This is a genomic window from Aeromicrobium sp. NPDC092404 (assembly GCF_040684095.1).
GTDB lineage: Bacteria > Actinomycetota > Actinomycetes > Propionibacteriales > Nocardioidaceae > Aeromicrobium.
Genome location: NZ_JBFBFI010000001.1, coordinates 1,210,012 through 1,224,771 on the forward strand (window position 1 = coordinate 1,210,012; position 14,760 = coordinate 1,224,771).

Annotated in this window: 8 protein-coding genes; all 8 read right to left on the reverse strand. The window is 62.5% G+C overall.

Going from position 1 to position 14,760, the window contains the following annotated elements; genetic code table 11:
• Positions 1-7: 7 nt before the first annotated feature.
• Entirely contained in the window at positions 8-1,522 is a 1,515-nt protein-coding gene (locus tag AB0N22_RS06230; RefSeq protein WP_364637228.1) for an AAA family ATPase, read from the reverse strand.
• The gene (locus AB0N22_RS06235) at positions 1,509-4,235 is read right to left on the reverse strand and encodes a hypothetical protein (RefSeq protein WP_364637230.1); all 2,727 of its coding nucleotides are present in this window, start codon (positions 4,233-4,235) and stop codon (positions 1,509-1,511) included. The genes AB0N22_RS06230 and AB0N22_RS06235 overlap by 14 nt, the downstream gene beginning before the upstream one ends.
• Positions 4,232-5,434 (reverse strand): hypothetical protein, encoded by a 1,203-nt coding sequence (locus AB0N22_RS06240; protein ID WP_364637232.1) that lies wholly within the window; start codon positions 5,432-5,434, stop codon positions 4,232-4,234. The genes AB0N22_RS06235 and AB0N22_RS06240 overlap by 4 nt, the downstream gene beginning before the upstream one ends.
• Positions 5,435-5,655: 221 nt before the next feature.
• Positions 5,656-6,207, reverse strand: a complete 552-nt coding sequence (locus tag AB0N22_RS06245) for a hypothetical protein (protein WP_364637234.1) — start codon at positions 6,205-6,207, stop codon at positions 5,656-5,658.
• Complete coding sequence (locus AB0N22_RS06250; protein WP_364637236.1) at positions 6,207-6,515, reverse strand: polyhydroxyalkanoic acid system family protein; 309 nt, start codon at positions 6,513-6,515, stop codon at positions 6,207-6,209. Before AB0N22_RS06250 ends, AB0N22_RS06245 begins: the two co-directional genes overlap by 1 nt.
• A gap of 95 nt (positions 6,516-6,610) precedes the next feature.
• Positions 6,611-9,349: a UvrD-helicase domain-containing protein gene (locus AB0N22_RS06255; RefSeq protein ID WP_364637238.1), complete on the reverse strand. Its 2,739-nt coding sequence runs from the start codon at positions 9,347-9,349 to the stop codon at positions 6,611-6,613.
• A 5-nt stretch (positions 9,350-9,354) separates the two neighbouring features.
• Entirely contained in the window at positions 9,355-11,310 is a 1,956-nt protein-coding gene (locus tag AB0N22_RS06260; RefSeq protein WP_364637240.1) for a UvrD-helicase domain-containing protein, read from the reverse strand.
• Positions 11,307-14,675 carry a helicase-related protein gene (locus AB0N22_RS06265; RefSeq protein WP_364637242.1) on the reverse strand — a complete coding sequence of 1,123 codons (3,369 nt, stop codon included), beginning with the start codon at positions 14,673-14,675 and terminating at the stop codon, positions 11,307-11,309. Before AB0N22_RS06265 ends, AB0N22_RS06260 begins: the two co-directional genes overlap by 4 nt.
• Positions 14,676-14,760: the final 85 nt, after the last annotated feature.

Consider the following 14,760-nt stretch of genomic DNA (forward strand, 5'->3'; position numbering starts at 1 on the left):
GTCAGTTCTACCCTTCAAGTGCGACGTTGACGGTCCCCCGCGCGAACGTGGCGAGGATTCGTTGATGAGTTTGTCTTGGAAGATGCCGATTTCCCGGCTCCCCGAACGGCGTACCGGGTCGCGCCGGTGCTTCGTTCAGCAGCTGGTCGAGGCCGGGGCGTGACAACATCAGCAGCCCGTGAGTCGCTCGAGTGCAGGTGACTGCCAGCCGTCCGAATTGTGAGTTGAACTCGTCGAGCTGAGCGGCGCCGGTCAGGGGGTGGATCGCGAGGGTGATGCCGTTCGTCTGCCCCTGCCAAGAGTCGACGGTCGACGCGATCAAGTCCTTCTCGGTCAGGTCGAACTGCTTGCGCAATCTCTCGACCGCATCCGTCGCGTCGTCGACGGTCTGGTTGCGCGTGGCCAGCACTGTGACGAGAGTGTCGTCCGGCTCATCGCCCGGTCCTGTCGAGTCCCACTCTCCTGTCGGCGTGCCGGTGTCGTCGAGACGGGCGCGTACCAGCGCGAACTTGGCGGCGAACAGGTCTTCGAGCAGCGCCTCGGCAAACTCGACGAGGGGGAGGTCGACGTCGGCGGCCTCGGGATCCGGCAGCCCGTCAACCTCGAGCAGAGTCGGCACTCCGGTTGCCACCTGTGCCCACACAGTCGCGGCGAGACCGTCGAGCTCCCCGAGCTCGACTAGTCGGTCTCCCGGAGCTGCCACGCAGTTCAGCGCCTCCCACTCGGGGTAGAACGCCCGCCATAGTGACAGCTGTTCGGCGGTCGGCCGCCACACCGCGGGCAGCTCGGTCTCGAAAGTGTCGGGGTCGCCGTAATAGTTGGTCGGCCACGCACGATAGGGGTTGAAGCCGGGGTCGCCGCGCCACGGGTTGGTCCCAATCTCCAAGGGCGGCAGCTGGCCGACGTCGCCGACGCCGATCGTGATGGGCGCCTTGCCCTGGATCGGGTCGAACAGGTGGTGCGGCAGCTGCCACGCCTCGTCAATGAACAGGACGTCGTACGGCGCCTCACCGTTCGCACCCGCACCGAGGTGCTTGAGCGTGTTGCCGAAGTCGAAGCTCATCTTGTGCGAGGTGGAGATGACGACCTGGGTGTCCTGAGGGACCGTCTTGATCGCCTCCACCACAGTGGCCGCTTCGCCCACGTCGTCGGGGACGAGGTCAGACTTGCCCTTGGCGACGAGCAAAGTCACGGCGTCCCTGCCGAGCCGCTCGCCGAGCGACTTCGCAATCGGCCAGAGCTGTCGATTTTGGAAAGCGACCACGGCCACCCGTCGGCAGTCGACGTGGTTGACGGCGTCCTCCACGAGCTTCTTGAGCACGTACGATTTTCCCGCACCGGCGGCCGCCTTGATCAGGATGCGTTCGATGTCGGTGTCGCCTGAGAGCGCCGCTAGCAACTGCCCGCTCGCTTCCGCGGCAATCGCGGCGTTGCCCGAGGCCGCGATTGCTCGGTGTACTGCGTCTGCGGGTTCAGCAGCGACAGGCAGCGCGAACTCCACGGACGGGTCAGTCGATGTCATCGATCGTCAACCCTTCCGGGACCGGTTCGGCGGGACCCGCTCCAGGATCGCCCTGCTCTGCGCCGGCCGGTGACACCTCGAACGAGTCTCCGTCGACGATCGGTGGCCACGCCTGCGGGTTGAGCTCACCTTTCTTGCGCCGCTCGGCCAACGTGTCCGACCACTCGGCCTCCACGTCCTCGTGGGGACGACAGCACCATTGATGGCCCGACGGGTCGTTCGCGAAGCTGTCGAGCTCGCAGCTCTTCTGCGGCGCGCGACTCGCATCGACCTTCGGGAAATCGATCGCCAGGTGGGTGTTTCTCTTGAGGTCGCAGAACCAGCCGAAGTCCGCAACGACCAGCTCGTCGCCGACCTCGACCTCAGGCGTGCGAGCCGGCTTCCAGTCGAACCGCCTGGGGACGTCATGTTGCCCACTCGACAGCGGACCGATGGCCAGGCCCACGACCTTGCCCTTGTCAGTCGTCACGTCGTTCCCCTCGACACACGGCTCCCCGTTGACGTGGAGCAGGACGATCCGGGACTCGTCTCCGATGCGCCTCGAGTGAACGTCGAGGACCAGTGGGTCGACGCTGGCGACACTAGCGAGCGCGACTGTCCGATTGCCGGCGTCCTGTGCCGCGTCGAGCGCAACCTGCGGACTGGCTAGCACCGCTAGCTGCTTGGCAACCTTGTCGTCGCTCTCGACGACCGGCACAAGATCGCGGCGCCACGGTCGGGTCGTTCGACCGAAGCGAACCAAGTCGGACGCGTGGAACGTCAAACGCCGGTACCAGACCTCCTGAGCGTTCGCCTCGGCTCGACGGTGCAGCTCACCCACCTTGGACTGCGGGAACGTGCCGAGCACACGTCGGGCGTCGTCGAGCACCTCCTGCTTGTAGGCGAGCTCGTCGAGGATCAGCTGCTCGTACTTCGCTGGCTCGGCCGGTCGGTCCTTCCCCTCCACGTCGCCCATGAAGGCCCGATGGATGGCGTCGGACCGGCGGCTCGTCAGTCTGGCGCCGGGCGTGTGGATCGACTCCTCGACCTCGTCCGCGATGGCCCTGTGGTCGAGCGGGTTGTCGGCCGTGGCCATGGCCCACACAACCAGGTAATCGAGACGGAATGCGCTGACAGCGGGGCCGCCAGGAACCACCACCCGAGCGAGCGCCGCGCGAGCATCCACGATCGGAGAGCGGACCTGGAGCGTACGGGCACGATCCTCCTCGAGTAGGAACGACACGGCCGTGCGCTGAAGCTCGCGAAGCGGTGGCGGGACTACCGCAGGCTCGCCGTTGAACGTCAACGGCGGCCGACCCATCTCTTTGTCCCGCTGCCACCGCAGCCTGCTGATCTCGATGCCGGCGAGGTTGTCGGCGATAGACACCAAGATGTCGGCCGTCGCCCGTTCGGGCACCACGATGTGGACAGGATCCGGCGATTTAAGATCAACCGACCGCTGCTCCGCGATGGCGTCTGAGATCTCTTTGCCCAAGAGCTTCATGATCGCGCGGCGGGTCTCCGGCGCGAGCGGGTTGTTGAAGACTGTGGACGACCACTCCGTGGGCCCTGACCTAGTGATGCGCTGAATCGAGATTCCGAGCACGCCGAGCGCGGCGCTGTCTGACTTGGCAACGACCACGTTGATGGTGCCTGGGCGCCCGATAGGATCCACACGACGCTGACCCGTTCGTTGCGCTACGCCCTCTCGGGACGCGACGATCATCGCCTCCAGGGAGCGAGCGATGGGGCCGGCCTGACGCTCGGGGTCGACCAGTCCCGCTGCGTGATGTCGAATGTCGGCAGGGACTCCCAGCTCGATGAGCAAATCGGTCGCCCGGTGGGAGGTACGCAGTTCGTGGCGGCAGTACGAGAACAGCGTGCACGTGGCGCAGCGTGCCGGGTCGAAGGTCGCTTCCAGATGGGCCACGAATTCCACGATGTCGTCGTCGACGCCGATCGACAAACCTTCTGACTGCTCGCGCCGTTCGGCGACGCGCATCTGAACCTCTGTTCGGTGATCGGTGATGTCCTCGACCAGCGCCTCAGGCTGGAGAAACGCGTTGCGTGGGACGGCGAGCACCCCGTACGGATGGACGTCCATGCCGGCCGGAAGCTTCGACCATTCGGCGGCTGATTCCGCACCCAGGGCGACCTGGAGAAAACCCTTCAGCAACCTTCCGTCGTCGATCTTCGACCGTACGCGCTCGTAGTCCTTCGCATCGCCCATGATCAGCCAGCTGCCGTCAGCGTCGCTATCGACCTCTGCCTTGCGCTTGCGCATGACTACGGCGAAGTCAGGGAGCACGGGAGTCGCTCCGGCGTCCTCTTCGAACCCAACGAACGGCAGCCCGAGCTGGTAGATCATCGTCGCCGAACCATGCGCTACAGCTCGCTCGTGCGCAGCAAGCAGCACCCCTGCCGTGTCGGCCGGCCTGTTGTGACCCGACTTGATCACGACAGACTCAGGGCGGTCGAGGCCGAGGCGGCCCACGGTGGTGGTAGCGACCTCGCTGGCGAACTTGTCGTCGCGCACTAGCTTCTCGAAAGTAGCGGCCCGCAGCCATCGGGCTTCAGGAATCTTGCCGGAGTCGTCCGCGAAACCAACGTCCGCCGCGAGCTTGCGACGAGACCTTCCGACGATGAGTGGATCGGTGCCTCGAAACCGCGCGCACGCAGCATGTGCGGAAGCCGCGACGGCGCTAGAACCACCACCGATTGCCGTTGCTGTCACGCCGGAGCCTCCTTGCGCGGCAGCCCCGACTGCTCGTCCGGCTCGTTCCCCTTCACTCTCGCCAACGAGGAAAAGTCGCTGAACTCCTCAACCTGCCGACGGAAGGCATCACCCTTACTCCAATGGAAGATGTCAGCCAGAGGGCCGAGCTCACCGTGCTGCGAAATAGTCTCCTTCGTAACTTGGAGCAGGTGAGTCTCGATCTCTCCTTGTCGCTGGAGCTCGTGCCGCGCAAGTTGCTCGAAGTAAGGCGCAAGCTCCGGCTGCACGACCGTGTAGTGCCAGAGTCGGACGATGTGCATCCGAATGACGTTCAGATCGGCTTCCTTCAGTGTGTGCAACCGTTCAACCAGCAAATCGCGATTCGTCTTGAGCGAGTTAGCCTTTGCTCCGAGCCAAAACCCTCTCGGCTCGTCGTTTGCCTTCTTGATTAGGTCCTCAACCGATCCGCGCGCCATCAGCTGATTTTCGACGATCGCCTTGTAGTGAGGGGCTAGCTGCGCCCAGGACTGCTCTGGGAGATGACCCGCATGGCGGCTGGCGCCAATGACTTCCTCTACCAACTGGCGTGTGGCAGAAATCGACGCGTCGAGCTCACGCTGCGCGATCGCCTCGAGCGATCGGACACCGTCGACTATGTCACTGAGCTTCGCCTCGATGCTCGCCATCTGCATTTGAGTGCTGACAGCGCCAAGCACGTTGGCGGCACCCAAGGCGGCGCCGGCAGCCTTCCCTGCGGCAGGGGAAAGCCTCGCAACGTGTTCGAACTTGCCGCCGGCACCCCGAACGAGTGCCAGCGGCCTGCCAGCCTTGTCGACCGCAAGTGCCCCTTCTCGAATAGCTTTGGCAGTCTGACCGTCGACCGTCACGAGCCGTCCAGATGCTTTCGCTCCTTCGACTCCGGCCCGAAGGATTGCAGAAATCGTTCCTGCTGCGGACTGCGCAAGATCATTCGGAATCGGCACCCCAGAGACCGAGTTGGCACCAGACGAGAACATGACGTACTCATCAGCCCTCCCTGTGGGAAGAAAGATCGACTCCCCGCCGTTCAGAGCTTTTGCGATGGCATCGGCCTCGCCAGCCTCCAAGACAGCGACCGATGTGTCCGAGCGGTCAGATTTCAGTCGTCGAAGAGCAACCAGCCCCGCGATGCCGACCAATATGACCACAACGCCTGACGCAACGACGGCACCCAACATTCTTCGTCCTCCCGAGTGGTTCCGGAGCTCACGCTACTGCGGCTCCCACACCAGTGAGGTGGATATGAGCAACCCCCGCAACAAATGGTCCTATCGAGCCATATGAATCCGAGATCCTCTGATGTCGGCCGTCCAAGGCTGCGAGGTTCAACTATTGGCCCTACGCCGGTGCCTGCCCTATGGGCGGCAACATCGTCGGCGTGCTGTGGCGCAGAGGCTGTCTACGTGTTGGGTCCAAACAGCCGCTCGGCGAGCTCAGCGATCCCGTCGATCCGCTCGAGCTGGCCTAGTGCCAGCACTCGGATTCCGCTGCGCTCGTTCTTGATCCCCTGGGCGTTCGCTTTCGCGTGCTTCGCGACGCGGTCACCGAGTGAAGGCAGAGGTTCGCCGGGAGCACCGCCGAACCAGCGGTACTCAATTTCAAGAGCGTTCTTGTCTGCCGCCTTCGCCCATTCCATCCAGACGACACAGCCCGACGCTCGTTCGGCCAGCCTGGTGTTGATGTTGAGGCGCGCACTCTTCCCGCCACGACGCCTGGCCTTCAGCTGGACATGCCTCAGGGCCCCGCTGGTCTCGAGGACGAGGTCGAACCCGAAGGCGTCGAGCGAGGAATGCATGACGTCGACGATCTGGCCCCTCCCAAACCACATCTCCTCAAGCAGTTCTCGGAGGAATGCCGTTTCGATCATCTTCTCGAACGCAGACGAATCGTTCATCTCGTTGATATCGGCTGCTGAGAGGTGCCCACCGCCAACAATTGCACCGTCCTCCATCACTGACCTGCCACCCGTTCTGCTCCGATCTTGTCCAACCCGCTATCCACCTCGCTCGCGATCTTCCCCTTGAAGGCCCGCACAAGCATGTTGAGCCCGATCTCGATTGCCCCCTGGGTTTGCCCTTCGCCTTTCGCCTCTAGTTTCAGCACCCCCTTGGCGCCGGATCCTTTGAAGGTGGCAGTAGCGCCAGTCCACTCGGCGTTCAGGCCCCACGGCTTCGCGAGGTCGTCAAGCAGTCCCACGGCCTTTGCTTTCGCCGCTTCGATGGGGAGGTCGATCACAAAACGGCGTTCGATGTCGGGCATGCCCTGAGGCTAGTTGTTCTGGACGAGCGATGTGCAGATCTCGACAAGGGCATTTCTCCCAAACTCACTGCGGGCGGCTCGTGGCACACGGCGAGTCAAGCTCTGATGTACTGAGCGGTGTGCCGACACCTCGGGAAGGACGTGCATCCGTAGAAGGCCCCGTACGGCCCTGAGCGGGAAACCAGTGTCCCTTCCCGGCACTCCGGGCAGATTGAGGTTGCCGGTCTATTGCTTTCGGGGTCGGCGGTAACGAGACCGTCGTTGATCAACTCAATAAGGAATGGTGACTCTGCACCCGCTACGCCGATGAGCACTGCTTGCCGTCGAGCGCGAGTCAGCGCGACGTACAGGAGTCGACGTTCTTCGGAGTGTGGAAAGTCCTCCGCCTGGGACATCGCCAGCTCGAGGACCGGGTCGTCGGCGATCTGGCTCGGGAAGCCGTACCTGCCGCGGCCAAGGTTGGGAACGATCACGTAGTCGGCCTCGAGGCCCTTGGATTTGTGGATCGTGCGGAAGGTGACCCGCACGCCGGCCGCACTCCAGTCCGGTACGAGGTCGCGGTCGAAGTTGTACCTACCGAGCACATCGACCGTGACGACGTCGTCACGTCGCGGACTGATCCGTCCGGACGAGACGTCGGCTGCCAGTCCGTCGAGCCATGCTCGGATGGCTGCTGGGACTGCTTCAGTCGACGCGGCCGCAAGGCTCAGGACGCGCTCACCCCGATCGGGTTGTGCTGACTGGACCTGCTTGATCAGCTGCCGCGGGTTCTTCGAGACGAATGCGCTCGACACGTCGCAGATTTCCTGGGTGCACCGAAAGGTGGTCTGCAAGTTGAGCACCTGCCCTTTGCCGAACCGCCTCTCGAATTTCGTCATGACTGAGATGTCGGCCCCTGCGAAACGATTGATCGCCTGCCAGTCGTCCCCCACCGCGAGTAGATACTTGCCGGGCGGCTTCACGAGCGCAGCGATCAATCGCGCCCGGGCCTGGCTTGCGTCCTGAAACTCATCGACGAGCACGAGATCGTAGTGGGGCTGTGACGATCCGTCTTCGACGTAGTCGGCAGCACGTACCAACATGTCCTCGAAGTCCACAGAATCGTCCGCGTCGAGCTTCGCTTGCCATCTGTCGTGAATCTCCCAGTAAAGGGCCAGGAAAAGCTTGGTGCGTTGAGTCCTGAGCTTGTTGGGCGCCTGCTGGAGCCGGGCCTGCATCGTCTCGCGCGTGAGAGAGTTCGATTTAACGTGCGCCATGAACGTACGGATGAGACGCGCCAGCTCCTTGTTGTCCACGGGTTTCGCGCCAGGGATCGGCCGGTCGGGGTTCCACTCGAGCTGCAATCCCAGCGCGGTGAGCTCATCGGCGAGAGCAGAGAAGCCTGACGTGTCTATGATGTCGGCCCACTTCGTCTCGACAAGCGTGGTGCCGTGAGTGGCGTGCAGAGTGCGCTTCCACGCCATGCCTTCCGCGTAGCCCATGAACGACCTGGGCGGCTTCCCGTCATGACCGATCGCCCAGTGCTCATGCCAGACGTCAACCGTCGGATAGTAGAAGTCAGGCCGATACTGCGAACGCGAAGAAGTTGCGACGTCCACCGAATACGGTCGTTCGTACTCATAGTCGACGCCGTTGAGGAACAACCAATCGGCGATCAGCCTCTCGCCTTGGCTCTTGACCACCTCACCTCCGTAGGTACGGAAGCCGGACCGTCGCTTTACCTTGTCCCACGCGTCGAACAGCTCTTCCTCGTTGCTTGAATCTTCGCTGATGCGAGCGAAAAGGAGCCGGTACATGTCCCACTTGAATCGAAACGACATCGATTCGCCTCGCAGCTCGTCGACGATCCGCATGACCATGCCGACGTCCTGGCCGCCGTCGAGCCATGCTGCCAACCGAGGCTTTCGGCCCGTGGCGTCGCCTATCACGCCCAGACCAAAGGAATGGAAGGTTGATGCCCTGAGACCCGCGCTCGGGAGGCCGACAGCGGTCAGTCGTTTCGACACCCTGTCCTGAAGTTCGACCGCGGCCGCCTTGTTGAAGGCCAACAGGAGGATCCGCTCGGGTGGCACGAATCCCCGCTCGATTGCGTAGGCAGCACGCGCCACCATGACTGAGGTCTTGCCCGACCCTGCGGAGGCAACAACATTGACCCGGTTGTCGAAGCAGACGACCGCGCGAGCTTGTTCGTCAGTCAGCGGCGACGTCTCGATCAGATCGAAGAAGTCACGGCGATCAATGAGTTCTCGTTGCAGGATCGCTTCGTTGATGTCGGCCGCCCAGGCCGGGAGGTCTCGCGCGAACAGTTCGATGGCAGCGCGATCCTCATCGCTCAGAGCGGCCTCGAGCTCTTCGCCCGCACGAAACGCGAACCATCGCGCCGTGTCGACGTTCGGGCGGCTCGCAATCAACGCTTCGATGCACTCCTCGGGGATCCAGCGGGAGTTCGAGACCGCTCTCTCCATGCAGCCTTCGACCGCGTCGTTCCATTCAATGATCGATCGGAGCTCAGAGCTCACCCGCTCTCGCAAAGCGCTCCTGCGCAGAGAGGCCGACAATGACTTGGCAGCACGACGGCTCAGGCCGCGATACCGAGCGGTCGAGCGGCCTACTATCACAAGCTCCCGGAGGATCAGCCACCTTCTCCGTATGCTCATGCGCTCAATTTCGTCCAGCGCGATCATCGTTCTCGTCCGCTGAGTCAGCAGCTCGTAGCCATCCACCCGTTTGCGAAGTTCCCAATCCTGCCCGTGTTGACCCTGGCTGCCTACCCACCGTTCGTCAGCCGTGTTGGCGGACGAGCCGTCGGAGTGAGCCGCCTCTTGCGATGACATGGTCGTTATCGCAATGCCTGAGGGAGATTCTTCTGCCACACGATTGCGAGCTCTCGGTTCGCGCGCGTCAGGCTGGTGTACAACTGACCAGCCTTTCCAACGTGTTGTTTGAACTTCGAGGGCTCAACAACCACCACTGCATCGAACTCGAGACCGCGCGCCGAAGCAGGGCCATAAACGTTCAGCAATCGGCCATCGAGCACCCAGCGGTGGACTGAGCCGTCACGGCGCCAGCCTGACCTCGCCATCCATTCAGTCAATGCTGTTGGCTCTGCCGTAATTAGAGCAACCGTGCCGTCTGAGTACGTGGCTTTGAACTCGAGAGCGATCTCGACTGAGATCGAGAAAAGCTTCTCGGAGTTACTTGCCCAGACCTTTTGGACTTCCGGTCCGTCGCGCTGTACTACCTCGACGCCTCTCTGGGCGCGAGGTAGGAGCTTGTCGGCGAGCTCGAGGATCTGAGACGTGGAACGGTATCCACGGGTCACGACGGTTGGTTGAAAATCCGAATCGCCTGATCCAATTCCCAAGTGGTGTGCGATTGCCTGCCATGACTCGTAAGACGTGTCTGATCGTCGCTGGTTCATGTCACCGACCAGGGTCCATCGACCGGTCTTCGACTTCGCCTGATCGAGGACGTTCCATTCGATCGGGCTCACATCTTGCGCTTCGTCAACGACGATGTGGTCGAATTGCTCCTGGGAGCTCGGGGGACGGAGAGCGAGCGCGCATTGCGCAAGGAGAGGCAGGTACCGTCGTTGGGACGTCGCCACCTCGAAAGACGGCAACTCCTGGAGCCAAGCAGCCTCGGACGGGCTAGCCGTGATTCGCGTACCTTCTGAGTCGCCGTTCGTTCTCAGCACGTCGTACGTCGTTCGAAGCCACCGCCGGCGAAGGTCCTTATCCGCATAGAACCGATCGAGCTGACGCACCTTATGCGCTGAGATTTCGCACAGCCGACGAGTGCTGGCGTCCACGTCATCGTACCGACCTGCAAGAGAGTGCTCGGTCCTGGCTGCACTGCCGATATAGCTGCTCAAGAGGCCCCCCATGTCCGTGACGGCGATCAGCCCCTCAGGGTCGTGCTGTCGCAGGATGCCCCGAACGTGATTGACATACTCACTCGTTGGACCAAGCAGGAGCACGCGACCAGTCGGATCCCCTCCACGATCGGGGTCAACGAGGAACGCTGCCCTATAGGTAGCGATGATCGTTTTGCCGGTGCCGGGGTGGCCTTGGACGACGAGATCCTCCCCGGGGTCGAAAGTCGCCATCTCATGTTGGTCGGGCTGCAGGGTCGCTAGCACGGTGGTGAGCTGGGAGCTTCGTGGAGCCGAAAGCCTGCGCCGCACTGCCTCGACGGCCCGCATCCCCGCTGGTGCCTGCTGAGCTGGCGGCGAGCTGACGGTGGGGCTGGAGTCAGGTTCAGTCGTCGCTAGGTCCACTTCACGTGACGTTGGCGCCTCCCGTTGAAGCGTGAATCGGCGCTTCGAACGCCCGGCTGGGGCGTCCGGAATCTTGAGCTGCTGCGGCGCGAATGGCGAGTCGTCCACCTTACGCACCCACTCGTCGTCTGCGGCGACGAGTTCCTGTCGGCGGGCCTCGAAGGTCCGGCGGACGACGACGCTTTCGTGGCCCTCGAACCCGTCTCCATCGGGCTGAAAGAACAGCTTGGCCACCTCGGCAAAGCAGCTGTACACATCAACGCCGCCTACGACGAGCCGGCGTGGACCGATGTAGAAATCTGTTCCCAACAGCTCGTGCTGCCGATCCAGGCCGACTCGGCCGATCAATGGGTGCAAGTCATCTGGAGAGAACGGAAGAGATACTCCGCCCGGATTAGCCCATGCCTCATTCCGCGACATCCCGATCTCGATCCGAGTCTTCAGCTTACGCTCGAGCGCCTTGAGGTACTCGGCGTTCTTCGCACGCTCGTACGGGACGTCAGGGTGATCGGTCATTCGTGCACCACAACGAGACATGCCGCCAGGTCCTTCATTTCTAGACCTGGATTGTCGGCACGTACGAGATCTTCGGTCTGGGCTTCGAAGCGAGCGAGCTGCTTGTTGATCCGTGATTCAGTCAGTCGCACGCCCTTGGCGCGGTTACGGACACGATTCGTCTCGAGCTGCTCCCTGAGGGTCCTCATCCGGCGCTCATGTACCTGCTCGTACGACGTCCGCCTCATCGCTAGGAACGCCGAATTCTCCTGTTCGAGCTGCGTCAATCGGTCGTTGCCCTCATTCGCGAGGTACATTTCGGCGAGCGCCACGACATCAGTCAGTTCGCGGTCGGTAATCCACGGTCCTGGCCTCAGCGACCCACGGGCCAGCTCCGACATCACGGCTTGCCCGAGACCCGGGCCTATAGGCGAGCGGCGGTTCACGTCGACGCCAGCCGACCAGACCTCGCGCACTGGTCGCACGCCAGCCCATTCAGCCGTCGCTAGAACGACCAAATACTCCCCCTGCTCCAGGCCAGACGCCTCAGGTGTCATTTGAAGCACGGTGTAGCGAGCTTGGCGGTGCCCTGGGATCTGAAGCGCGGCGCGCGTCAGCGGATGATTGGCACTTAGAAGCTCCAACCCCGACGTGCGGGCGAGCTCGTGATCGATCGAAACGGTTACCCACTGGTCGCCACGCATCGCTGCCACGATGTGGCTGACCTCGTGGTTCGCGCGTTCGCCCGTGCGGACCAGGGCCTGCACTTCTTCGGCCATCTCGATGTTTCCACGCAGCCTGAGGACAGTTGAGTCGCGCTCTACTGAGCCGCCGCGCGCCCCCGCCCAGTCCTCAATCAGGAGGGCAAGTTCCTGCTGCCCGACATATCGACCAGACGCCTGCAGCTCGCCGTCCAGCCCATCAATCTCGGCTCCGTCGCTGCTCACTAGCATCGGCGCGGCGGTTTCAACGTCATCCAGTGACAATGCCTGCTCCTCGAGAGCCAACGCGGCATCCCGTTCACGTTGAGCTCGTTGCTGCGGCGTGAGGTTCGGCTCGAAGAGCAGCTTCTGCACGGATGGCCACTGCGACTCAAGAATTGGCTCCAGGTGACCGATCGCGTGCGTGAAGATTTGAATTCGCTCATACACCGCCATCAGGATGTCAGTCTCGATCGTCCCTGGTGTGTAGAAGTTGTAGACGGCCAGAACATCGTCTTCCTGGCCAATGCGATCGATGCGACCGATGCGTTGCTCGATCTCCATGGGATTCCACGGCAGGTCATAGTTGACCACCGCGGAGCAAAACTCGAAGTCCAGTCCCTCGCTCGCGACCTTGGTGGCGATCAGGACCTGATACTTGCCAGCGCGGAAGTCCGCCATGACCTGGTCCCGGTCTTTGCGAGGAAGGGAGCCCGACAGGACTGCGACTCGAGCGTCATTCTGAAGGCGTTCACGGAGATAGCGCAGCGTACGGCGGGAGAACGTGAAGACGAGAGCCCGACGGTCCTGGTTCACCAGGCTGTCGATTGCGACCTTGAACTGGTCGAACTTCGTGTCCTCCGTCAGCCGTCCGGCCAGTTCGATAAGCCGCTCGCTCGGCGGCACGGCTCGAGAAGCAGACTCTCGACCTGTGCCGCCACCCGAGGTTGAGACTTCGTCATCGGGCTCCGATGGCACCGAGTCGACTCCGCGCACCCATTCCAGGACTGAGTTAGCCGCTTCCGGCAGACAACTTCCGGCTAGCCGCAGAGGCATCTGCATCGCAAAGTGAAGTGGCATGTCCACGGACTCTGCCCGTTCTACGCACCAGTGACGGAAAGCCTCGTAGAACTGATTCTCTTGTTCTGTCCAGTGCACAGGTATCGGCTCGGGCTTTCTGAGCGCCTTGAACTCCTGGACGTCCATTTTGCGTGTCCGTGTCACCTGGCCTGAGAGGGCGTGCAGCTCGGCACAGAGGCGTTTCACATGTGCCGCTGCTGCAGAGTTCAACTTCGGCCGGGAAAGCACCTCGGATAGGAGTTCGAAGTCCGGCCGCTCCGCAAGGGCGGCGCCGAAAATCTCGAGCCGGATTGATTCCAGCCATGTGCGGCGATCTGCGTTCGTTACCGCAGGATCGGTCAATGACTCGGTGATCCTGTTGAGGGCCCTGTTTGGCGCGAGTCGCTCCTCGAGCGACTCGAGGTCTTCGAACTCACCCGGGACCAACAGGCCCAGCAGATTGAAGAGGTCTCTATTGCGTAGGTTGACGGGAGTCGCAGAAAGCATCACAAACGCATCGGCCCACTCGGAAAGTAACTCTCCCAGCTCATGGCTGCGTGTGTCGCTGTTCCGGAAGGAGTGCGCCTCATCCACAATCACCAGGTCAAACTGGAGCCCTAGGTCGTTCGCACGTTCAAGCCCTTCCCAGGTTCGCAACCGCTCGATACTGCAGATGTAAGCCCGGCGTGCGGGGAGGGTTGCTCGCTCGAGCCGCTCGTTGATCTCAGCTAGAAGATCGCTGGTGAGCTCAGTGAGCTCGACACTGAATCGCTCCTCCATCTCGCGCTTCCATTTCGAGACCAGGGAAGACGGGCATACCACTAGAACCCTGTCTGCCTGTCTTCGCGCCTCGAGCTCGGTCCACACGAGACCTGCTTCGATGGTCTTGCCCAAGCCAACTTCGTCGGCGATCAGCAACCGAAGTGTGTCTGTGTTCAGGAGCTTGAGAACCGGCTTGAACTGGTAAGGCCTGAAGACAGTGCGAGTGGCGCTGTACGAATAGAGCGTGTCGCGAAAGTTCATGTTGAGCTTTGCCCTTGTGAGCGTGGCGGCGAACCGATCCGGAGGCTCCGGCTTGAGCTGAACCCACGCTGACGCGTCATCGGAAGAAGGTCGGACAGACATGTCTGATTCGCGTAGCCAGCTGAGGCCACCCGCGGCAAAGACGCGGTATCGCCAACCTGCCTGGGCGTACTGCCGTCCCCGGATGATGCCGTCCTGCCCGGACACCCGCACGATGACGTCACCGCCAACCTCGAACATCGGGGCTGGGATCGGTACGGCCACTTCCCAAAGGTGCTCGAACCAGTCGGCTGCGGTCGCGAGTGCTGACCCTTCAAGAAGGTTGTCTTTGAGCTGTCGCTCGCTCGCTCCCGCAGGCCCTCCGGCCACCACCTGGAGCACTGAACTCAGGCCACCGCCCGAAAACCAGTAGGTGCCCGAGGGAAGTTCAACAGGAGAGGTGTGAAGGCGGACCTCAGCCGCACCGGTATCAAAATCGTCGAATCCCGGCGCGACGATGAGGATCTCGTCGAACGTGTATGCCCGGAAAACCTCGGCGGCAGCCGACGAACCCGGATGATAGCCCCAGTGGTCCGCGACCTCGTGAGTCGAAAGTGTGAACATGACCCCCCGTGGAACACATGACGTCTGTTCCGAGAACGCTATTCGCATGTAGGTCGCGAGGAGGGCTTTTCACCGATATGGCCCT

Excerpts from the sequence above, each read along its gene's own strand:
- AB0N22_RS06265 (WP_364637242.1), bottom strand. The coding sequence starts at position 14,675 with ATGTTCACACTTTCGACTCACGAGGTCGCGGACCACTGGGGCTATCAT.
- AB0N22_RS06260 (WP_364637240.1), bottom strand. The coding sequence starts at position 11,310 with ATGACCGATCACCCTGACGTCCCGTACGAGCGTGCGAAGAACGCCGAG.
- AB0N22_RS06245 (WP_364637234.1), bottom strand. The coding sequence starts at position 6,207 with ATGGAGGACGGTGCAATTGTTGGCGGTGGGCACCTCTCAGCAGCCGAT.
- AB0N22_RS06240 (WP_364637232.1), bottom strand. The coding sequence starts at position 5,434 with ATGTTGGGTGCCGTCGTTGCGTCAGGCGTTGTGGTCATATTGGTCGGC.
- AB0N22_RS06250 (WP_364637236.1), bottom strand. The coding sequence starts at position 6,515 with ATGCCCGACATCGAACGCCGTTTTGTGATCGACCTCCCCATCGAAGCG.
- AB0N22_RS06255 (WP_364637238.1), bottom strand. The coding sequence starts at position 9,349 with ATGTCATCGCAAGAGGCGGCTCACTCCGACGGCTCGTCCGCCAACACG.
- AB0N22_RS06230 (WP_364637228.1), bottom strand. The coding sequence starts at position 1,522 with ATGACATCGACTGACCCGTCCGTGGAGTTCGCGCTGCCTGTCGCTGCT.